Here is a 20,504-nt window from a genome sequence, read left to right on the forward strand (position 1 = left end):
CCGGATCGTTAGGCCAAGTGGGTGACCTGATAGTGCGAAAACCGCATTTCAGGGGTACCCAATGAGAATGAGATCCGTGTGGCGTGGGGCCATCTCCTTCGGGTTGGTGACGATCGCCGTGCGCCTCTACACGGCTGTCGAGGAGCACGACTTCCGTTTCAACCAGGTGCACCGGGAGGACGGCGGGCGCATCAAGTACAAGCGCGTCTGTTCGGTGTGCGGCAACGAGGTGGAGTACGGCGACATCACCAAGGGCTATGAGTTGGACGACGGCCGGATGGTGATCATGGAGAACGAGGACTTCGAGAAGCTGCCGGTGAAGACGGACAAGTCGATCGACGTCCTGGAGTTCGTGCCGGCGGAGGAGATCGATCCGATCTACTTCCAGAAGACGTACTACCTGGAGCCGGACAAGGCGGCGGCGCGGCCGTACGTTCTTCTGCGGGATGCGCTGGTGAAGACGGGTCAGCTGGCGGTCGTGAAGATCACGATCCGGCAGAAGGAGACGCTGGCGACGATTCGGGCGCGTGATGACGTGCTGGTGATGCACACGATGTTGTGGCCGGACGAGATCCGCAAGGCGGAGTTCGACTTCCTGGACCAGAACGTGGAGGTGCGGCCGCAGGAGTTGAAGATGGCGACGTCGCTGGTGGAGTCGATGGCGGGTGACTTCGATCCGGACACGTTCACCGACGACTACCGGGATGCGCTGGAGAAGGTCATCGCGGCGAAGGCGGAGGGTGCGGAGTTGCCCGAGCAGCCTGAGGCTGAGGACAAGGGCGATGTCATTGATCTGATGACGGCTCTGGAGCGCAGTGTGGAGAAGGCGAAGGCCGGGCGGAAGGGTGCGAAGAAGGCTCCGCCCAAGAAGAAGGCTTCGTCGGCGTAGATGGCCGGGCTCGACGAGTACCGGCGCAAGCGGGATCCGGCGAGGACGCCGGAGCCCGTGCCTGGTGCTGACGAGTTGCCGAGGGGTAATGACGACACGTTCGTGATTCAGGAGCATCACGCGAGCAGCCTGCATTGGGATGTGCGGTTGGAGCGTGGTGGTGTGTTGGTGTCGTGGGCGGTGCCGAAGGGTTTGCCGCCTACGACGGATGTGGTCCGGCTGGCCGTGCACACCGAGGATCATCCGCTGGAGTACGCGGAGTTCTCGGGGAGGATCCCGAAGGGTGAGTACGGCGGCGGGGAGATGTTCATCTGGGACCGCGGCCGGTACGAGACGGTGAAGTGGTCGGACCGCGAGGTCGACGTGGTGTTGCGGGGGCATCGGGTCGAGGGTCAGTTCGTGTTCTTCCGGTCGGGTGGGGACGGGAAGAACTGGATGGTGAAGCGTCGGCACGCGCCGGCGCGGCCGGACTGGGTGGCGTTGCCGGAGCTGGTGAAGCCGATGCTGGCGGTGCCGGGTCCTCTCCCCCACGATGATGATGATCTTTGGGCTTATGAGTTCAAGTGGGATGGTGTGCGGGCGATCCTGCGGGTCGAGGGTGGGCGGGTGCAGGCGTGGTCGCGGCTGGGCAACGACATCACGGTGGCTTATCCGGAGTTGCAGGGTGTGGGTGAGCAGCTCGGGTCCACGGAGGCTCTCCTCGACGGTGAGATCGTCGCCTTGCAGAACGGCAGGCCGAGTTTCAGCGCGTTGCAGAACCGGATGCACGTGAGCAAGTCCGAGGCGGCGCGCAGGGCTGCTCGTCAGTATCCGATCACGCTTCTGTTGTTCGATCTGCTGCACCTGGACGGCCGGTCGACGGTGCAGCTGCCCTTTCGTCAACGTCGCGAGCTGCTCAGAGAGCTGGAGCTGAAGGGCCCGAACTGGCTGACTCCCCCGTCCTACGACTCCGATGGTGCGGCGGTGCTGGCGGCGAGCCGGGAGCAGGGGCTGGAGGGGGTGGTGGCCAAGCGGCTGGATTCGGCCTATCAGCCGGGTGTGCGGTCGCCGGTGTGGCGCAAGATCACCGACCTGATGGCGCAGGAGGTGGTGATCGGTGGCTGGCGGATGGGTGAAGGCAAGCGGGCCGGGGTGATCGGTGCGTTGTTGCTGGGTATTCCGCAGGACGGCGGGTTGGCGTTCGCGGGTTCGGTGGGTACCGGGTTCAACGACGCGGAGCTGGCGGTGTTGACGCCGCGGCTGAAGGCGTTGGCGCGCAGGACGTCGCCGTTCGTGACGGACATGCCGAGGGAACGGGCGAAGGGCGCGAAGTGGGTGGAGCCGGAGCTGGTGGCGGAGGTGGTGTTCCGGCAGTGGACGCCGGACGGGCGGATGCGGTTTCCGGCGTGGCGGGGGTTGCGGCCGGACAAGTCGCCCGAGGAGGTGCGCCGCGTTGAGCAGTGACGCAACTGTGCGGGTCGAGGGCCGGGTGTTGAAGCTGACGAACCTGGACAAGGTGTTGTATCCGGAGTTCGGGTTCACCAAGAGCGAGGTCATCGACTACTACACGCGGGTTTCTCCGGTGCTGCTCCCCCATCTCAAGGACCGGCCGGTCACGTTGAAGCGGTATCCGAACGGTGTGGACGGGAAGTGGTTCTTCGAGAAGAACGCGCCGGAGCACCGTCCGGACTGGGTGCGGACGATGCGGCTGGAGTCGCCGGGCAGTTCGCGGGGCAACGAGACGGTCAACTACGTGATGGTGGACGAGCTGGCGACGTTGGTGTGGCTGGCGAACCTGGCGGCGCTGGAGTTGCACGTGCCGCAGTGGACGGTGGGGCCGCGCGGGGGCAAGCGGGATCCGGATCTGCTGGTGTTCGACCTGGATCCGGGTGCGCCGGCGACGGTGGTGGAGTGTTGCCGGGTCGCTGAGCAGGTGCGGACGGTGCTGGACGACGACGGTGTGGACGCGTGGGCGAAGACGTCGGGGAACAAGGGCATGCAGGTGTACGCGTACGCCCCGGCGAAGGACACCTCTGAGTACGCGAAGGCGGTCGCGCAGCGGTTGGCGAAGGAGATGCCGGAGCTGGTGGTGGCGACGATGGCGAAGGCGCAGCGGACCGGGAAGGTGTTCATCGACTGGTCGCAGAACAACCCGGCGAAGACGACGGTGGCGCCGTATTCGTTGCGGGCGCGGGAGCGGCCGACGGTGTCGACGCCGGTGACGTGGGACGAGGTCGAGGACTGCGAGGTCGTGGAGGACCTGGTGTTCACGGCGGACGAGGTGCTGGAGCGGGTGGGCTCGGCGGGTGATCTGTTCGGAGGGTGAGCCGACGCGTCGGTGGACGACCTGTTCGGAGCCGGTTCCGGTCTTGTGGATCTTGGAACTCGGGAAGAATCACCGCCCGTGAGGTTCGGGGTGCTCGGTCCGGTGCAGGTCGGTGGTGTGGAGGTGGCGGCGCCGCGCCAGCGTGCGCTGATCGCGATGCTCGCGCTCGACGCCGGGCGGATCGTGGGGCACGACCGGTTGATCGGCGGTTTGTACGAGCGGCCTCCCGCCGGGGCGGCGAACGCGTTGCAGTCGCAGGTGTCGCGGTTGCGCCGAGCCGTGCCGGGGTTGGTGATCGAGCATCACGCCGCGGGGTATCGCCTGGTCGCCGGGCCTGCTGAGGTCGACCTGCACCGGTGTCGGGAGCTGCTCGCGGCGGGTCGGGGTGTGCAGGCGCTGGCGTTGTGGCGCGGTCCGGCGCTGGCCGATGTCGACGCGCCGTTCGCCGACGAGGCGCGGGAGCGGCTGACCGGGGTGTACATCGAGTGCGTGCTGGCCGGCGGTAGCACCGACGAGCTGCGTGAGGTTCTGGCGCGGCATCCGTTGCGGGAGGACGTGCGGGCCGCGTTGATGCGTGCGTTGCACCGTGACGGCCGTCAGACCGACGCGCTCGACGTGTTCGCGCGGGGCAGGGGCCTGCTGGCGGACGAGCTCGGTGTCGATCCCTCCCCCGTGCTGGCCGAGGCTCATCTGGAGGTGCTGCGGGCCGAGGCGCCGCATCGTGGCGTGCCGGCGCAGCTCACCAGCTTCGTCGGCCGCGACGACGACCTGCGCCGGGTCGCCAAGTGGTTGCAGGAGAACCGTCTCGTCACGCTCATCGGTCCCGGCGGCACCGGCAAGACCCGCCTGGCCGTGGAGATCGCTCATCGCGAGCCCGGTGAGGTGGCGTTCGTGGACCTCAGCGCCACCACCGACGTGGCACGGGCGCTGCTCGACGGCGTCGGGGTCCGCGAGGCCGGGCTGTTGTCCGCGGGTGCTCTCGGGGTGCGGGACCGGTTGCACGCGGCGCTGGCGGGTCGGCGTGCGTTGCTGGTCGTGGACAACTGCGAGCACGTGGTCGACGAGGCCGCCCGTGTGCTGGGCGGGGTCCTGGCCGCGTGCCCGGACGTGAGGGTGCTGGCCACGAGCCGTGAGGCGCTGGGCGTCACCGGTGAGACGCTCAGCCCGGTCACGGCGCTGGACGCGGATGCCGCCACCCGGTTGTTCCTGGACCGCGCTCAGGCGGTCAGGCCGGGGTTCGCCGCCGATCATGATCTCGTCGCCGACGTGTGCCGCCGGCTGGACGGCATCGCGCTGGCCGTCGAGCTCGCCGCCGCACGCGTGCGGTCGTTGCCGCTCAGCGAGATCGCGGCCCGGCTCGACGACCGATTCCGGTTGCTGTCGAAGGGCAGCCGTACCGCCGCACCCCGCCACCGGACCCTGCACGCGGTGGTCGAGTGGAGCTGGGACCTGCTCACCGACGCCGAACGCGACCTCGCCGCCCGGTTCACCGTCTTCCACGGTGGCGCGGGGCTCGACGCCGCGACCGAGGTCACCGGGTCCGATGTGGACACTCTGACGTCGTTGGTGGACAAGTCGCTCGTGGAGACCGTCGGCGACCGCTATCGCATGCTCGACACGATCCGGGCGTTCTGCGCGGCCCACGCACCCGACCTCGCGCGCCGCCACGCCCGCTGGTTCCTCGCCCGCGCTCAGCTCGCCGAGCCGCACCTGCGTGCCCACGAACAGGTCGAGTGGCTCACCGCGCTCGCCGCCGACCACGACAACCTCGTCGCCGCCGTCACCTGGGCCACCGCGCACGACCTCGATCTGGCGCTGGAGCTCGTCGCCGCGCTGGCCACCTACTACTGGTGCCGCGGTCTGCGCACCGAAGCCGCCCAGCAGGCCGACGCCGTCCTGCGCGCGTGCGGCGAGACCGCGCCGCCGGGACGGGAGCAGGAGTACGCGCTGTGCCTGCTGCTGGCCTGGCCGGTCGCGACCGGCGACCAGACCGCGCGCATCCGCCAGGCCGACGACCTGCTCGCCGCGTTCAACGCCCCGCCGCGCTACCCGATCACGACCATGATGTGGGGCATGGCGCTGGGCGCGCCGGAGAACGAGTCCCAGGCCTGGCACCGCCGCGCCCGGCTGCTGGGCACCGACCCGTGGAGCGCCGCGCTCGACCTCGTCGGCGACGGCCTGATCAAACGCATGGCGGGCGACCCGGAGGGTGGTGCCGAGCTGCTCGAACGGGGTGCCGCGGCGTTCGGCGAGGTCGGTGACCGGTGGGGTGCGGCACTGGCGTTCAACCAGCTCGGCGAGATCGCCCTGGCCTCGGGTGACACCGCCGGCGCGTTGGCGCACGTCGAACGCGCCCGCCGGCTGCTCGACGAGCTCGGCGCCACCGAGGACACCGCGGAGGCCGTCGCCGGCCGCGCCCACGCCCACCTCGCCGGCGGTGACCTCGACCGGGCCGGCGCCGACTTCGACCTCGCGCTCGCCCTCGCCCGCCGCGCGGGCGCACCGCTGGTGCAGGCGGGCGCGCACCTCGGCCTGGCCGAGCTCGCCCGGCTGGGCGGTGACCACGGGGCCGCCCGTGCACACTGCGACCAGGCCTGGGACCTCACCCCGGGCGGCTGGTACAGCCCGGACGAGATGCGCTGCCAGATCGCCGTGCAGCGCGGCCGGATCGCCAGGGCCGCGGGCGAGCACCGGCAGGCCCGCGCGCACTTCGAGGACGCGCTGCGGCGGGCCGCGGTCCAGCGCAACCGACTAACCGAGACCGCCGTGCGCGCGGAACTCGACGCCCTGCCCGCGTCCTGAGCCGCCGCCACCACAGCCACGCCGGCAGCTTGTGGTGCGGGATGAACGTCCACAGGTCGTCCTCGGCCACCTCGTTCGGGTGCCGGCGCAGCACCTCCAGGCACTCCCGCGACACCACCCCGTGCAACCGGGCCACGTGCGCCAGCGCCGTCGCGCCCTGCCTGCGGACCTCGATGCGGTTGTGATCCAACGCGCGCGCGACCCGCCGTAGCGTCACCCACGGGTCGGGGTAGGACAACGACAAGCCGATGACCGAGACGCCGACCATGTCCTCGCCGCGGTCGAACGCCGCGTCGACGTCCTCAGGCCGGTCGGTGCCCATCAGGGCGGAGAAGTCGCGCCAGTTCATGCCCTCACCACGTGTCGCACGGTCGAGCAGAAAACGCTGCCTGCCGTCGGAACGCTCCCCCGTGCGTTCCCAGTCCGCGGCTAAGTACCGCCACACCGCCGCGGTGTCCGCGCGGGAGGTCGAGGCGAGGATCCGGCACAACGCGAGCACGTGCTCCGGTTCGGTGGCCTCCGCCAGTTCGCCCAGGACTCCTGGCGGGCGGCCCAGGTCGTTCCACGCCAGCCACGCCAGCGTCGGCACGTCGTCGACATCCACCCAGCCGTCGGCCCCGCCCCGCCCGATCTCGGCAGGCGTCAGCGCCGCCCGATAGCGGGCGTGTTCGATCGGGATCACGTCAGACCTGAGGTACCGCGTGCAGCAAGGCGCGCGTGTAGTCGTGAGAAGGGTTGAGCAGCACTTGTTCCACCGAGCCTTGTTCCACGATCTTCCCCTGATGCATCACCGCGACCCGGTCGGCGATCTGCCACGCCAGCCCGAGGTCGTGCGTGATGATCAATGAAGCAAGGCCCAGCTCACGCCGCAACCGGAGCAGCAGCGCCAGGATCTCCCCGCGCACCGAGGCGTCGAGCGACGCGACCGGCTCGTCGGCCACCAGCAACCGGGGCTGCAGCACCAGTGCGCCGGCGATCACCACGCGCTGCTGCTGGCCCCCGGACAGCTCGTGCGGAAGCGAGTCCAGGTAGAGGTTCGCGGGACGCAGCTCTGCCCGTTCCACAGCGGCCGTGACCTGCGATTCCTCGTCATCGGGAATGCCGTGGACCCGCAGTCCCTCGGCCACCGCTGTACGGACCGTGTGCCGCGGGTTGAGCGCGCTCGCCGGGTCCTGCAGCACCAGCTGCACCTGCCGCCGGAACGCCTTGAGCGCCTTGCCGTTGCGCGGCACCTCGACGCCGTCGAAGATCACCCGACCGGAGGACGGTTTCCGCAGCCCCATTATGGTACGAGCCAGTGTCGTTTTGCCGGAGCCGGACTGCCCGACCAGCGCCACGATCTCGCCGCGCCCGACCTCCAGGTCCACCCCGTCGACCGCGCGCGTCCGACCGTAGTCCACCACCAGCCCCCGCACCCGCAGCAACGGCTCCGCCGACGCCACGCGGGGCCCTCCCGTGCGCTCCTGGAGTACGAAAGCTCCCCGCGTGCCCTCCGCGGGCGCCACTCCGGGACTCGACGTGTGCTCCTGGAGCACGGAACCTTCTCGCGCGGCGTCCGCCGGCTCCACGCGGAGGTCCGACGTGCGTTCCGGCGGCACGGAAGCCCCCCACGTCGCGTCTGCTGGCTCCACGCGGGGACCCGGCGTGTGCTCCTGGAGTACGAAAGCTCCCCGCGTGCCCTCTGTGGGCTCTACGCGGAGTCCCGGCGTGCCCTCCGCTGGGTCCGCGCGGGGGCCCGGCGTGCGGTCCTGGAGTACGAAAGCTCCCCGCGTGCCCTCTGTGGGCTCTACGCGGAGTCCCGGCGTGCCCTCCGCTGGGTCCGCGCGGGGGCCCGGTGTGCGGTCCTGGAGTACGGAAGGTCCCCGCGTGGCGTCTGCCGGGTCGGCCAGACGGGACGCGGGGTCGCCGATCGTGGGGAAAGCGGCGGTCAGGGCTGCCGTGTGCGGGTGCCGGGGGTTCGCGATCACCGCGCGCGTCGCCCCGCGTTCGACCAGCTCACCGCGGTGCATCACGGCGAGGTCCGCGCACGTCTCCGCGAGCACCGACAGGTCGTGGCTGATCATCAGCAACCCCAGGTCCTGCTCGGCCACGAGACGTTTGAGCACCTTGAGCACCTGCGCCTGCACCACGACGTCCAGCGCCGTCGTCGGCTCGTCCGCGATCACCAGCCGCGGCGAGCACGCCAGCGCCATCGCGATCATCACCCGCTGCCGCTGCCCGCCGGACAGCTCGTGCGGATACGCCCGCGCCTTGTCGTGCGGCAGCTCCACCTGCGCCAGCAGCTCGCGGACGCTGCCGGGCGTGCCGTGCAGGCGCATCGGCTCGGCGATCTGCTCCCCGACGCGCCGCACCGGGTTGAGCGAGTGCATCGCCCCCTGGAACACGATCGACGCCGACGCCCACCGCACGGCCCGCAACCGGCCCCACGACATCGTCCGTACATCCTCACCGTCGAGCAGGATCTCGCCGTCCACCCGCGCGGACTTCGGCAGCAGCCGCAGCACCGACATCGCCACCGTCGACTTGCCCGACCCCGACTCGCCCGCGAGCCCCAGCGTCTGCCCCGGCGCCAGCGTCAGGTCCACGCCGTCGACGACCCGCTTGGGTCCGTAGTGGACAGTGAGGTTCCTCAGCTCCAGCAACCCGGTCACCTCTTCGGCGTCACAACGGCTTCAAGCGCCCGCCCCACCAGCGTGAACGCCAGCACCACCACCACGATCGCCACCCCCGGCGGCAACAGGAACCACCACGCCCGCTGCGGCACCGCCCCGTGCAGCTGCGCCTGGTGCAGCATCGCGCCCCACGAGATCCGCGTCGGGTCGCCCAGGCCCAGAAACGCCAGCGTCGACTCCGCCACGATCGACGACGCCACCGCCAGCGTCGCGTTGACCAGCACCAACGGCAGCACCGACGGCAGCACGTGCCGCCCGATCACGTGCCCGTGCCCGCCGCCGAGCGCCCGCGCCCGCTCCACGAACGGCCGCGCCTCGATCGTCAGCGTCTGCGCCCGCACCATCCGCGCCGTCGACGGCCAGCTCGTCAGCCCGATGGCCAGCACGATCGTGCCCAGCCCGCGCGGCAGGACCGTCGACAGCGCGATCGCCAGCACCAGCGCGGGCAGCACCAGGAAGAAGTCCGTCACCCGCAGCAACGCACCCGCCACCAGCCCGCCGAAATGACCGCTCAGGACCCCGACCAGCGTGCCGATGCCGACCGCGAGCACCGCCGCGGTCAGCCCGACGAACAACGACGTTCCCGCGCCCTGCACCACCAGCAGCGCCACCGACCGCCCGGTGTGGTCGGTGCCCAGCCAGTGCCCGGCACCCGGCGGCTGCCACGGCGCGTCGGTCACCCGTGTCACGTCCAGGGCGTCGGCGGGGATCAGCAGCGGCGCGAGGACGGCGGCCAGCGCGGCGGCCGCGAGGATCACGGCACCGGCCACGCCCGCCCGATGCGCGAGAAACCTGCTCATGCCACCGTTCATACGACCTTCACCCGCGGATCCAGCACCCCGTGCAGCAGGTCGGCCAGCAGGTTCATCACCACGACCGCGCCCGCCGTCACCACCAGCAACCCCTGCAGCAGGAAGTAGTCCGGGCCGGTCAGCGCGTCGTAGAACAGCAATCCCAGCCCCGGCCACGAGAACACGGTCTCGGTCGTGATCGCCCCGGCCACCACCAGCCCGAACCGCAGGAACACCAGCGTGATCGCCGGCAGCACCGCGTTGGGCACGGCGTGCCGGCGCCGCACCAGGTCGTCGCGCAGGCCCTTCGCCCGCGCCGTCGTCAGGTACGGCGCGTGCAGCTCCTCCAGCAACGACGACCGCATCACCAGCACGTACTCCGCGCACACCACCGCGACCAGCGTGACCGACGGCAGCACCAGGTGGTGGCCGACGTCGAGGGCCTGCGAGAGGAAGTCCGGCGGCGTGTCGGTGTCGCGCATGCCCCCTGACGGGAACAGGTCGCCGGTCGCCATCATCAGCAGCATGCCGAGCCAGAACGTCGGCACCGCCCACAACGTCAGCGACACCCCCGTCGTGGCCCGGTCGAACGCCGAGTCGCGTCGCCACGCCGCCAGCACCCCGAGCCACAACCCCAGCCCGACCGCGATCGCCGTCGCCGTGCCGACCAGCAGCAGCGTCGGCCCGAGCCGCTCCAGGATCACGTCGGACACCGGCCGGCGGAACGTGAACGACGTGCCCATGTCACCGCGCAGCAACGCCGTGAAGTAGCTCCAGAACTGCTCGTGCAGCGGACGGTCCAGGCCGAACTGCGCCCGCAGTTCGGCCTGCATCGCCGCCGTGGTCGGCCGCCCGCGCGTCATCGACACCACGGGGTCACCGGGCACCACCCGGAACAGGAAGAAGCCCAGGACCGCGACCATCACCAGGCTGAGCGCGGCACCCGCGAGCCGACCGACCAGCCGCACCTACTCGCGCTCCCCGGCCGTGGCGCTGCGCCGGCGCATGGCCACCACGATCGCCATCACCGTCGCGCTCAGTGCCGCCGCGAACGCCCCGAGCCCGTACCACCCGCGCGAGGAGCGTTCGGGCCGGACAGCGGGTTCGGCCTGGTAGTAGCCCCACACGCCGTTCTGCGCCATGATCACGCCGCCCTGCGCCGGTTGCGTCGTGAAGTGCGCGAAGTGGTCGGACCGGTAGCCCTCCAGCGCGTTCTCGTACGCCAGCACCACCGCGGGCGCCTGGTCGTAGAACCGCGCCTGCATCTGCTTGACGATCTCCACCCGCTTGGCCTCGTCGAACTCCGAGAGCTGCCGCGCGTAGAGCTGGTCGTAGGTCTCGTCGCAGAAGTAGGCGTCGGTGGTGCCGCCCTTGCCGTCCGCGCCCGGCCGCTGCGCGCACGTGTGCAGGCCGAGCACGAAGTCCGGGTCCACGTTCGTCGCCCAGCCGGAGAACGCCAGGTCGTAGGTCGCCGCCGTGGTCATCTCGTTGAGCTGGTTGTCCGACACCATCTGCACGTCCAGCCCGATGCCCACATCGCTCATCGACCGCTTCAGGTACTCCGAGGCCTGCTCGTCGTAGGCCCGGCCAGAGCGGCCGATCAGCCGCAGCGTGAACCGGGTGCCGTCCTTGCGCGGATAGCCCGCCGCGTCCAGGGCGGCGTTCGCGGCGGCCGGGTCGAACTTGCGCAGCTGCTGCGCGTCCGGCTCCCAGTGCCACTTGCCGAACACCGGCGGCACCAGCCCGGAGCCCTTCTCCGCGTACCCGAGGCTCACCCGCTGCACCAGCGCGTCGAGGTCGATCGCCTGCCCGATCGCCCGGCGCACCCGCACGTCCTTCAGCGCCGGGTTGCCGTTGCCGATCGGCTCACCGGTCCTGGTCTGCGCGCCGGGGTTGATCAGCAGCTCGGTGAACCGGCGGCCCTGCGCCTTGTTGCGCGTGACGCCGTCCTTGCCCGCCAGCGAGTCGAACTGGGCCGGGGCCATCCGGTTGACCAGGTCGACCTCGCCCTTGGCCAGCGCCTGCACCGCGGCGTCGGAGTTCTGGAAGTACACGAAGTGCAGCTCGTCGTACTTCGGCGCGCCGCGCCAGTAGTTCTTGTTGGCCTTGAGCTTGATGAACTGCCCCGGCACGTGCTCGGTCAGCACGAACGGGCCGGAGCCCACGACCGGCATCTGGTCGTTGGCGTAGTTCTTGAGGTCGCTGACCTTCTCCCACACGTGCTTGGGCACGATCGGGATGTCCAGCGCCAGCATCGTCACCTGCGGCGCCTTCGTCCTGATCACCACGGTCCGGTCGTCGGGCGCGGTGACGGAGGAGAAGTTGGCGACGAAGCCGCCGTTCGCGGTCCGCGCGACCTCGTTGGTGAGCATCAGGTTGTAGGTGAACGCGACGTCCTGCGCGGTGATCGGCTGGCCGTCGGACCACTTCTTGCCGTCCGGGACGGTGAACGTCCAGGTGAGCTTGTCCGCCGAGGACTCCCACTTGTTCGCGATGCCCTCGGTGACCCGCTGGTCGTCGGCCGCGTACGCGGTCAGCGAGTCGTACATCAACCGGCCGACCTCGGTGCTCGACTGGAACACGGCCAGGAACGGGTTCATCGAGTCGATCTGCTGGACGATCGCGACCTTGAGGATCACCGGCCCCGCAGCGGTGGCGGGTGGTGTCAGCAGCCCCAGTGTCGTTGCTATTGCAAGCAACGCGCACGCTTTCACACGCACGAAATACCCCTCTTCCCCAGCAGCCCACCGCTACGTTACTCAGCTGTGCGGATCATGATCTCGGCGGACATGGAAGGCGCCACCGGAGTCACCTGGACCGGGGACGTCGTGCCCGGCACCGAGCAGTGGCAACGGTTCCGGCGGCTGTTCACCGGCGACGTCAACGCCTGCGTCGCAGGGCTGGTCGCGGGCGGCGCGAGCGAGGTGATCGTCAACGAGGCGCACTCGTCGCAGCGCAACCTCCTGCTCGAAGACCTCCACACCGGCGCGCGCCTGCTCACCGGCCGCCACAAACCGCTGTCGATGATGCAGGGCATTGACACCGGCGTGGACGGGGTCGTCTTCCTCGGCTACCACACCGGCGCCGGCGCACCCGGCGTCCTGGCCCACACCTACCTGGAGAACTCCATCACCGGCGTGTGGCTCGACGGCGTGCACGCCTCCGAAGGGCGCCTCAACGCCGCCCTGGCCGCCGAGCACGGGGTGCCGGTGCTGCTCGTCACCGGCGACGACCTCACCTGCGCCGACGCGGCGGCCTACGCGCCACACGCCGAACTCGTGGCGGTGAAGGAGTGCGTGTCGCGCTACGCGGCCGTGTGCCTGCCACCCGCCGTGGCCCACGCACGCATCACCGAGGCCGCCACCACAGCCATGGCGGCCGCCGGACGATCAGAGGGTGCCGTGTCGGCGCACCGCGTCGAGGTCGAGTTCGACGCCACGCACCTGGCCGACGCCGCCGCCGTCGTGCCCACCGTCGAGCTGACCGGCCCCCGCCGCGTCGGGTTCGACGCGGCGTCCATGACCGAGGCGATGAAGGCGTTCAAGGTCGTCACCCACGTCGCGGCGGGGGCGATCGAAGGCATCTACGGCTGACCGTAGGGTGACGGCATGACGCTGGACGTGGCGCAGCTGTGCGCGCAGCTCATCCGCTTCGACACCACCAACCGCGGTGGCGGCGACTGCGCGGGCGAACGCGAGGCCGCCGAACACGTCGCGGAAGTCCTGCACGACAACGGCGTCCCGACCACCCTGCTCGAACCCGCGCCGCGCCGCACCAACGTCCTCGCCCGCATCCCCGGCACCGACCCGTCGCTGCCCGCCGTGCTGGTCCAGTCCCACCTCGACGTCGTGCCCGCCGACGCGGGCGAGTGGAGCTTCGACCCGTTCGCCGGCGAGATCCGCGACGGGTTCGTGCACGGCCGCGGCGCGGTCGACATGAAGGACATGGCCGCCATGACGCTGGCCGTGGTCCACCGCTGGCACACCGAGGGCCGCCGGCCGCGCCGCGACGTGGTGCTGGCGTTCGTCGCCGACGAGGAGGACCAGGGCGCGCACGGCGCGCACTGGCTCGTCGAGCACCACGCCGCCCACTTCGCCGGGGTGCAGGCCGCGATCAGCGAGTCCGGCGGGTTCTCCTTCGAGGCCGACGGCGTGCGGCTCTACCCGGTCGGCACCGCCGAGCGCGGCACGTCGCACATGAAGCTCACCGCCGTGGGCCGCGCGGGCCACGGATCGCGCAAGAACCCGCAGAACGCCGTGACCGCCCTGGTCACGTCACTGGCGCGGATCGCGGCCCACGAACACCCCGTGCGCCTGACGCCCACGGTCGAGGCGTTCCTCGTCGGCGCGGCCAAGGCACTCGGCGTGGAAGTGGATCTCGACGACGTCGACGCCACCATCGCCCGCCTCGGACCCGCCGCCAAGCTCGTCGAGAACACCGTGCGCTGCTCCGCCACGCCCACGATGCTGCAGGCCGGGTACAAGGTGAACGTCATCCCCGGCACCGCCACCGCGCAGCTCGACGTCCGCACCCTGCCCGGCACGGTCGCCGAGCTCGAAGCGACCATCGACGCGTTGCTCGAACCCGGCGTCACCCGCGAGTTCCTCGAACACCAGCCGCCCGTGGAAGCACCCGTCGACACCGCGTGGTTCGCCGCGATGGCCGAGGCGCTGCGCGACGAGGACCCCGACGCGGTCGTCGTGCCGTACTGCCTGGGCGGCGGCACCGACGCCAAGGCGTTCAGCCGCCTGGGCATCCACTGCTACGGGTTCGCGCCGCTGTCGCTGCCGGCCGGGTTCGACTACCGCGCCATGGCCCACGGCGTCGACGAACGCGTCCCCGTCGAAGGCCTGGAGTTCGGCGTCCGCGTGCTGGACCGCTTCCTGTCGAGCTGACCGCCGCTGCGCCAGCTCCTGCACCGGCGTCGGCAACGTGGTCTCGAAGTCGATCAGCTTCGCCCACGTCGGCGTGATCACGATCCGGACCATGCCGTCGTCGTAGAGCGAGCGCACCTCGCGCTCCCACTCCACCCGCTGCCGCGCCGACATCTCGTAGCTGCCGTTCATCCGCAGGAACTCCTCCGGGATGCCGTCGACCGGGTCCAGCTCGGCCGTGCCGCGGATCAGCAGGATCTTCGGCGGGTGCACCTCGGAGTCGAGAAGTCAGCGCCACCACCGGGTTCGCCCGCAGCGAGTGCAGCTTCGGCGCGTTCTTCGACGTGCACAGCACGACCTGCTCGCCGTTCCAGGTGAACGCGATCGGGATCGAGCGCGGCGTGCCGTCCTTGGCCACGTACGCGAGCCTGGCCAGGTCACGGGCCAGCAGCTCACGGCTCAGCGGGCGGTTCAGGACCTCGGCGATCTCTTCTGTCGTCATGCCACCGGGACGCGGCCGGCCCGCTGTTCTCCACATCCCGCGCCAAGATTTTCAGCGGGGCGGCAACGGCAGCGGAACGGCGGGCAGACCGTCGATGCTCGCCTGGTTGTACGGCTTCTTACCGGTGTACTCGCGGAACTCCTCGTCGGACTTGCGGCCGAAGTAGTCCGCGTGCAGTTCGCGCTCGCCGCGGTAGTCCATGAACGGCACCGCGAACCCGCACGAGTCGGAGATCAGCTCCGCCGTCACCACGATCACCGCCCGCAACGCCGGCCCGTCCGCGTCACCGAACCCCGCCACCAGCCCGGCGAACCGCGGGTCGTCGCGGAACACCGGCTCACCACGCCCGTGGATCCGCAGGACGGTGGGCGGGCCCTCGAACGAACACCACATCAACGTGATGCGGCCGTTCTCCCGCAGATGCGCGATCGTCTCGGCGTGACTGCCGCCGAAGTCGAGGTAGGCCACCGTGCGGTCGTCGAGGATCCGCAACGTGCCCTCACGGCCCTTGGGCGAGAGGTTGACGTGCCCGTCACCGGCCAGCGGCGCGCTGGCCACGAAGAACACCTTCTGGCTCTCGATGAACTCCCACAGCCGAGGCTCGATCCGCTCGTAGTCCTTACCCATGATCCGCAGTATCGACGGCCCGGCGGAACCTGTCAGCCGTGAATCCCAGGTGCTGAACCAGCTCCGGCCGGGACGGCCTGAGCGACGCGTAGTTCTACTGATGTGATCGCGCCGCGAGGTGCCGCACGCTGGTGACATGACCACCGGGCGGAACCTGGCAATGCACGTCGCAGCTCTGGTGCTGTCGGTCTACCTGCGACTGAGCTGGGGCGGGTGGGAAACGCTCGCGTTCGCCATGTCGATCATCGGGCCGGTGATGATGCTGCTGCCCAGCCTTGTGTCGTTGGGGATGCTGGGGCGCGATCGGCTCGGTGCGAACGTGTGGGTGCCGCTGGCGGCCGCGTCCGGTTCGATGGTGCTGGCCAGCGCGCTGCTCGTGGGGGCGGGCGACGTGCCGCAGTCGACCATTCCCCTGTTCGAGTTGTTGAGGCTGCCGGGGAACCGCGACGACTGGGGAGCCTGGACCACGCCCGTTGCGCTGGCCTGCGCGCTGGCCTACCTGGTGTTCCTCGGCTGGGCGCTGCTCGAGGTCGCGGCATCGAGCAACGCCTCCCGAGGAGGACGCCCGATTTTCCGGTGATCCCGGGTCGGCCCCGCCGGCCGCGAGCATCTCGGCCGACCGGCAGGGGGTCACGCCCGCCCCGACGCCGCCTTCGCCGCCCGCTCCACCCGCTCCCGGTAGGCCGCCCAGTCCTGGTCGGGCAGGTTCGACACCCCGTCGCGCAGCCCGGCCATCCCGTCCAGCCCCTCGCGCAGGATGTCCACGTGCCCCGCGTGCCGGTTCGTCTCCGCGATCATGTGGACCAGCAGCAGGTGCAACGTCACGTACCGGCGTTCCTCCGGCCACCACGGCACCACCCCCGGCGCGTCCAGCGGCAGCTCGGAGATCACGCTGTCGGCGAACTCCGCGACCCGGCCGTACAAGGCGAGAACGTCCTCACGCGACTCGTCCGCGGTGGCGAACATGTCCGCGTTCGGATCCGTGCCGTCCACGATCCGCTCCAGCCACGGCAGCGTCTCGGGGAACTTGCGGCCCATGCAGTCGCCGAAGTACTCCTGCTCGACGGTGGCCAGGTGCTTGACCAGACCCAGCAGGTTCGTGCCGGTGGGGGTGAGCGGACGGCGGGCGTCGTACTCGGACAGCCCGTCGAGCTTCCACCGCAGCACCTCGCGGGCGCCGCGGAGATAGCGGTGCAGTTCGGCTTTCGGATCTGAGGCCATGCCGGTCAGCTTTTCAGAGCACCCGCCGAGCCGGACCCGATTTTCCGCAATCCGAGCACCAGCAGGTCCAGGTGGTCGACCACCGGCCCGGTCTTCACCAGCGCGGCCCGCGCCAGCCGCGCGCGCCCCGCCTCGAACTCCGCCGCCGACAGCGACCGCAGCAACGTGTCCGCCTCCTGCCGCACGTCGGAAGCCTTCTGCGCCAACGACTCCGCCGTCACCTGCGGCACCGCCTCCAGCCGGTCGACGACGAACCCCAGCCCGTCCGCCACCTCCCGCACCGAGGGAAACCCCGCCAGGCCCCGCACCGCCTCGGGGAAGAACCGGAACAACCCGATCCCGTGGTGGCGCTCCCGGAACAACGACCGCAACACCACCACCCCGCCCGGACGCAGCACCCGCCGCAACTCCGCCCCGGCGGCCGGCAGATCCCGCACGTGATGCACCACGGTGGACATCCACACGACGTCCACCGACGCGTCCGGCAACGGGATCGCCTCCGCGCGCCCCTCCAGCATCAGCAGCCCCGAAGCCGACCTCATGTCCGCCGACGGCTCCACCGCGACCACCCGCACGTCCGGGAACCACGCCCCGAACGCCCGCACGAACAACCCCGTCCCGGCCCCCAGGTCCAGCACCGTCCGCCCCGGCAGGAAGTACGGCGCGACCGCGTCCCGCCACGACGACAACCCCGTCAGCGCGATCTCCCTGGCCACCCGGTACGAGGCGGCCTCCACAGCGTCGTAGCGCGTCATCCGTCCAGGCAACCGCACCCACAGCGCCCGAAGCGCGCGTCTGAGCACAAAGTCACCAATCCCACCTGATAACCCCATACGGATGGCGGGATGACAGTGGCCCTTCACACGCACTTCACTTGGCGGAGCCATGTCCCTGCCGTGGTAGGAAAGGGTTGCCCTGCATGCGAAAGAACCACCTCAGACCCCTGATCGGGGTCACCGTCGCCGCGAGCGTCGTGTTCGCCATGGGAGGCGTGCCCACCGGCGCGGCCCCCGGCGCCCAGGAGACGTCCACGAACTACCAGGTCAGCAACGTCCGCACGGTCGACCAGCGCACCAAGCTCGCCAAGTCCGGGGCCGCGATCGACTCGGTCGAGGAACACGGCATCGTCGTGATCACCGCCACCGAGCGGGAGGTCCGCAACCTCAAGGCCCAGGGCTTCGAGGTCACCGAGCTGCCCAAGCGGATGGAGGCCAACTCCGAGATCGGGCCGTTCGACTTCCCCGCCGCCGACTCGAACTACCACAACTACGCCGAGATGACCGCCGAGATCGACTCGGTCGTCGCCGCGTACCCGAACCTGGTCTCCAAGCAGGTCATCGGCAAGTCCTACGAGAACCGCGACATCGTCGCGCTCAAGATCAGCGACAACGTCGGCGTCGACGAGGACGAGCCGGAGGTGCTGTTCACCCACCACCAGCACGCCCGTGAGCACCTCACCGTCGAGATGGCGCTGTACCTGCTCAACCAGTTCACCAGCCAGTACGCGACCGACGCCCGGATCAAGGGCCTCGTCGACAGCCGCGAGATCTGGATCATCCCGGACGTCAACCCCGACGGCGGCGAGTACGACATCGCGACCGGCACCTACCGGTCGTGGCGCAAGAACCGGCAGCCCAACGCCGGTTCGAGCAACGTCGGCACCGACCTCAACCGCAACTGGAACTACAAGTGGGGCTGCTGCGGCGGCTCGTCGGGCAGCACCGGCAGTGAGACCTACCGCGGGCCGAGCGCGGAGTCCGCGCCCGAGGTCAAGGTCGTGGCCGACTTCGTGCGCGGCCGCAACGTCGGCGGCAAGCAGCAGATCACCGCGTCCATCGACTTCCACACCTACAGCGAGCTCATCCTGTGGCCGTGGGGCTGGACCTACGACGACGTCGCACCGGGCCTGACCCAGGACCAGCGCGACACGTTCGCCAAGATCGGCCAGGACATGGCCGCCACCAACGGCTACACGCCCGAGCAGTCCAGCGACCTGTACATCACCGACGGCTCGATCCCCGACTGGCTGTGGGGCTCGCAGGGCGTGTTCGCCTACACCTTCGAGATGTACCCCGGCTCGTCCGGTGGCGGCGGCTTCTACCCGCCCGACGAGGTGATCCCTGCGCAGACCTCCCGCAACAAGGAGGCCGTGCTGCAGCTGCTGGAACGCGCCGACTGCCCGTACAAGGCCATCGGCAAGGAGCAGCAGTACTGCGGCATCACCCCGCCCAACCCCGGCAAGTACTTCGAGAACACCACGGACTTCCCGATCAACGACAACACCACGATCAACTCGCCGATCACGGTGTCGGAGGTGACCGGCAACGCGCCGGCCACGCTCAAGGTCGGCGTGGACATCAAGCACACCTACCAGGGCGACCTGAAGGTCGAGCTGATCGCCCCGGACGGCACCTCCTACGTCCTGCACAACCGCACCGGCGGCGGCACGGACAACATCAACACCACCTACACCGTCAACGCCTCCAGCGAGGTCGCCAACGGCACCTGGCAGCTGCGGGTCAACGACAACGCCAACCAGGACACCGGGTTCCTCGACAAGTGGAGCCTGCAGTTCTGACGTGACGGGGTCAGGGCGTCGGCATGCCGGCGCCCTGACGCTCGTAGTCCTTCACGTCCATCGAGTCGTGCAGCCGGATGCCCTTCGAGTTCAGCTTGGCCAGCGGCCGCACCAGCCACGACGGCAACGACGTCACCAGCTGCATGCCGCGCACCAGCGTCCACACACCCGCACGCGTCGTCGGGATCAGCGTCTTCGCCACCCCCAGCGCGAACGCCCTGCTGGCGTGCACCAGGTCCCGCATCTCGTGCTCGTAGCGCGCGAACGCCGCCTCGTGGTCCGAGCCCGACGACAGCTCACCGGCCAGCACGTACGCGCCCAGCACCGCGAGGCTCGTGCTGCCGCCGATCGCCGGGCCGGGGCAGTAGGCCGCGTCGCCGACCAGCGCGACCCGCCCGCGCGACCAGTTGTCCTCCCGCAGCTGCGTGATCGAGTCGAAGTAGAACACCCGATCGCTGTCGAGGTAGCTCAGCCACTCGTCGACCTGCGGGTGCAGACCCGCGAACGCCTCCCGCAGCAGTTGCTTCTGCCGCGCCACGTCCCGGTGGTGGTACTCGAGCTCGGGTGAGCGGAACAGGAACACCGCCCGCGCGTCGTCGATGTGCCGCGCCCCGTAGACCTGCGCACTGCGCCCCGGCCCGATGTGCCCGGACATCGCTCCCGGCACCCCCAGCTCCCGCGGCACCGACAACACCGCGAGATACGCGCCCGTGAACGTCTTCGCGACCTCCCCGAACACCAGCCGCCGCACGTTCGAGTGCAACCCGTCCGCCCCGATGACCAGGTCGAACCGCCGCGCCGGCGCCACCTCGAACGTGACGTCGCCGTCCTCGCCGATCGAGGTGATCGAGTCGCCGAACAGGTACTCGACGTCCTCCCGCCCGGCGTCGTAGTAGATCTCGCTCAGATCGTCGCGCATCACCTCGACGTGCCGGTCGGACGCGGCGGCGAAGATCTTCGTGACGTCACCGGTGATGGGCTTGCGCGTGCCCTCGCGCAGGAACGACAGCCGCTCGGTACCGGTGGCCAGCGACTCGATGCGCGGCAGCACGCCCATCTTCTCCGAGATGTCCATCGCCGGTTTGAACAGGTCCACCGCGTGCCCGCCGGTCTTGCGCAGCACCGGTGACCTCTCCACCACCGTCACCTCGTGCCCGTGGCGAGTGAGCCAGTAGGCGAGCACCGGACCCGCGATGCTGGCGCCGGAGACGAGAATCCGCACCTCAACCCCCCTTACTTAACG

The 20,504-nt window shown here is 70.3% G+C and carries 16 protein-coding genes and 1 pseudogene; 8 read left to right on the forward strand and 9 right to left on the reverse strand.

Going from position 1 to position 20,504, the window contains the following annotated elements; genetic code table 11:
• Positions 1-67: 67 nt before the first annotated feature.
• The 4 genes from ku (at position 68) to ACWEIJ_RS23915 (ending at position 5,996) form a co-directional block, all read left to right on the forward strand.
• On the forward strand, positions 68-889 hold the full coding sequence (ku, locus tag ACWEIJ_RS23900) for a non-homologous end joining protein Ku (protein WP_449839426.1): 822 nt from the start codon (positions 68-70) through the stop codon (positions 887-889).
• Positions 890-2,332 (forward strand): non-homologous end-joining DNA ligase, encoded by a 1,443-nt coding sequence (ligD, locus tag ACWEIJ_RS23905; protein ID WP_449839427.1) that lies wholly within the window; start codon positions 890-892, stop codon positions 2,330-2,332.
• Positions 2,322-3,194, forward strand: coding sequence for a non-homologous end-joining DNA ligase (ligD, locus tag ACWEIJ_RS23910; RefSeq protein ID WP_449839428.1), 873 nt, complete (start codon positions 2,322-2,324; stop codon positions 3,192-3,194). The genes ligD (ACWEIJ_RS23905) and ligD (ACWEIJ_RS23910) overlap by 11 nt, the downstream gene beginning before the upstream one ends.
• 78 nt (positions 3,195-3,272) lie before the next feature.
• Positions 3,273-5,996, forward strand: coding sequence for a BTAD domain-containing putative transcriptional regulator (locus tag ACWEIJ_RS23915; RefSeq protein ID WP_449839429.1), 2,724 nt, complete (start codon positions 3,273-3,275; stop codon positions 5,994-5,996).
• A 683-nt stretch (positions 5,997-6,679) separates the two neighbouring features.
• Here ACWEIJ_RS23915 and ACWEIJ_RS23920 read toward each other — a convergent pair.
• From ACWEIJ_RS23920 to ACWEIJ_RS23935, 4 genes are read right to left on the reverse strand one after another with little or no spacing between them, the layout of a single operon-like run.
• Entirely contained in the window at positions 6,680-8,638 is a 1,959-nt protein-coding gene (locus ACWEIJ_RS23920; RefSeq protein ID WP_449839430.1) for a dipeptide ABC transporter ATP-binding protein, read from the reverse strand.
• Positions 8,639-8,643: 5 nt separating this feature from the next.
• Entirely contained in the window at positions 8,644-9,468 is an 825-nt protein-coding gene (locus tag ACWEIJ_RS23925) for an ABC transporter permease (protein WP_449839431.1), read from the reverse strand.
• An 8-nt stretch (positions 9,469-9,476) separates the two neighbouring features.
• The gene (locus ACWEIJ_RS23930) at positions 9,477-10,427 is read right to left on the reverse strand and encodes an ABC transporter permease (RefSeq protein ID WP_449839432.1); all 951 of its coding nucleotides are present in this window, start codon (positions 10,425-10,427) and stop codon (positions 9,477-9,479) included.
• A complete protein-coding gene (locus ACWEIJ_RS23935) occupies positions 10,428-12,179 on the reverse strand; it encodes an ABC transporter substrate-binding protein (protein ID WP_449839433.1) in 1,752 nt (583 codons plus the stop codon). It lies immediately after the preceding gene.
• 45 nt (positions 12,180-12,224) lie between these two features.
• Between ACWEIJ_RS23935 and ACWEIJ_RS23940 the strand changes: the two genes are divergently transcribed.
• Together ACWEIJ_RS23940 and ACWEIJ_RS23945 are read left to right on the forward strand one after the other, a co-directional pair.
• Positions 12,225-13,052 carry a M55 family metallopeptidase gene (locus ACWEIJ_RS23940; protein WP_449839434.1) on the forward strand — a complete coding sequence of 276 codons (828 nt, stop codon included), beginning with the start codon at positions 12,225-12,227 and terminating at the stop codon, positions 13,050-13,052.
• A gap of 15 nt (positions 13,053-13,067) precedes the next feature.
• On the forward strand, positions 13,068-14,354 hold the full coding sequence (locus ACWEIJ_RS23945; RefSeq protein ID WP_449839435.1) for a M20/M25/M40 family metallo-hydrolase: 1,287 nt from the start codon (positions 13,068-13,070) through the stop codon (positions 14,352-14,354).
• On the opposite strand, the pseudogene ACWEIJ_RS23950 reads toward ACWEIJ_RS23945, so the two are convergent.
• Positions 14,346-14,835, reverse strand: a pseudogene (locus ACWEIJ_RS23950) (pyridoxamine 5'-phosphate oxidase family protein); the annotation flags it as partial. The gene ACWEIJ_RS23945 and the pseudogene ACWEIJ_RS23950 overlap by 9 nt on opposite strands.
• 51 nt (positions 14,836-14,886) lie before the next feature.
• Positions 14,887-15,462 (reverse strand): pyridoxamine 5'-phosphate oxidase family protein, encoded by a 576-nt coding sequence (locus tag ACWEIJ_RS23955; RefSeq protein ID WP_449839436.1) that lies wholly within the window; start codon positions 15,460-15,462, stop codon positions 14,887-14,889.
• A 136-nt stretch (positions 15,463-15,598) separates the two neighbouring features.
• Between ACWEIJ_RS23955 and ACWEIJ_RS23960 the strand changes: the two genes are divergently transcribed.
• Positions 15,599-16,042: a hypothetical protein gene (locus ACWEIJ_RS23960; protein ID WP_449839437.1), complete on the forward strand. Its 444-nt coding sequence runs from the start codon at positions 15,599-15,601 to the stop codon at positions 16,040-16,042.
• Between the two features lie 50 nt (positions 16,043-16,092).
• On the opposite strand, the gene ACWEIJ_RS23965 is transcribed toward ACWEIJ_RS23960, so the two are convergent.
• Together ACWEIJ_RS23965 and ACWEIJ_RS23970 are read right to left on the reverse strand one after the other, a co-directional pair.
• Positions 16,093-16,683, reverse strand: coding sequence for a DinB family protein (locus ACWEIJ_RS23965; RefSeq protein WP_449839438.1), 591 nt, complete (start codon positions 16,681-16,683; stop codon positions 16,093-16,095).
• A 5-nt stretch (positions 16,684-16,688) separates the two neighbouring features.
• Positions 16,689-17,438, reverse strand: a complete 750-nt coding sequence (locus ACWEIJ_RS23970; protein ID WP_449839439.1) for a class I SAM-dependent methyltransferase — start codon at positions 17,436-17,438, stop codon at positions 16,689-16,691.
• A gap of 164 nt (positions 17,439-17,602) precedes the next feature.
• Here ACWEIJ_RS23970 and ACWEIJ_RS23975 point away from each other — a divergent pair, with 164 nt between their 5' ends.
• Positions 17,603-19,261, forward strand: a complete 1,659-nt coding sequence (locus ACWEIJ_RS23975) for a M14 family metallopeptidase (RefSeq protein WP_449839440.1) — start codon at positions 17,603-17,605, stop codon at positions 19,259-19,261.
• Positions 19,262-19,271: 10 nt separating this feature from the next.
• Here the strand turns inward: ACWEIJ_RS23975 and ACWEIJ_RS23980 are convergent, their stop codons facing one another.
• Complete coding sequence (locus tag ACWEIJ_RS23980; RefSeq protein WP_449839441.1) at positions 19,272-20,483, reverse strand: FAD-dependent monooxygenase; 1,212 nt, start codon at positions 20,481-20,483, stop codon at positions 19,272-19,274.
• Positions 20,484-20,504 lie beyond the last annotated feature (21 nt).

The organism is Lentzea sp. NPDC004789 (assembly GCF_053601075.1).

What these genes read in the sequence shown, in the direction of transcription:
- ACWEIJ_RS23975 (WP_449839440.1), top strand. Translation starts at nt 17,603, where the DNA reads ATGCGAAAGAACCACCTCAGACCCCTGATCGGGGTCACCGTCGCCGCG.
- ACWEIJ_RS23925 (WP_449839431.1), bottom strand. Translation starts at nt 9,468, where the DNA reads ATGAGCAGGTTTCTCGCGCATCGGGCGGGCGTGGCCGGTGCCGTGATC.
- ku (WP_449839426.1), top strand. Translation starts at nt 68, where the DNA reads ATGAGATCCGTGTGGCGTGGGGCCATCTCCTTCGGGTTGGTGACGATC.
- ACWEIJ_RS23970 (WP_449839439.1), bottom strand. Translation starts at nt 17,438, where the DNA reads ATGACGCGCTACGACGCTGTGGAGGCCGCCTCGTACCGGGTGGCCAGG.
- ACWEIJ_RS23945 (WP_449839435.1), top strand. Translation starts at nt 13,068, where the DNA reads ATGACGCTGGACGTGGCGCAGCTGTGCGCGCAGCTCATCCGCTTCGAC.
- ACWEIJ_RS23960 (WP_449839437.1), top strand. Translation starts at nt 15,599, where the DNA reads ATGACCACCGGGCGGAACCTGGCAATGCACGTCGCAGCTCTGGTGCTG.
- ligD (WP_449839427.1), top strand. Translation starts at nt 890, where the DNA reads ATGGCCGGGCTCGACGAGTACCGGCGCAAGCGGGATCCGGCGAGGACG.
- ACWEIJ_RS23955 (WP_449839436.1), bottom strand. Translation starts at nt 15,462, where the DNA reads ATGGGTAAGGACTACGAGCGGATCGAGCCTCGGCTGTGGGAGTTCATC.
- ACWEIJ_RS23965 (WP_449839438.1), bottom strand. Translation starts at nt 16,683, where the DNA reads ATGGCCTCAGATCCGAAAGCCGAACTGCACCGCTATCTCCGCGGCGCC.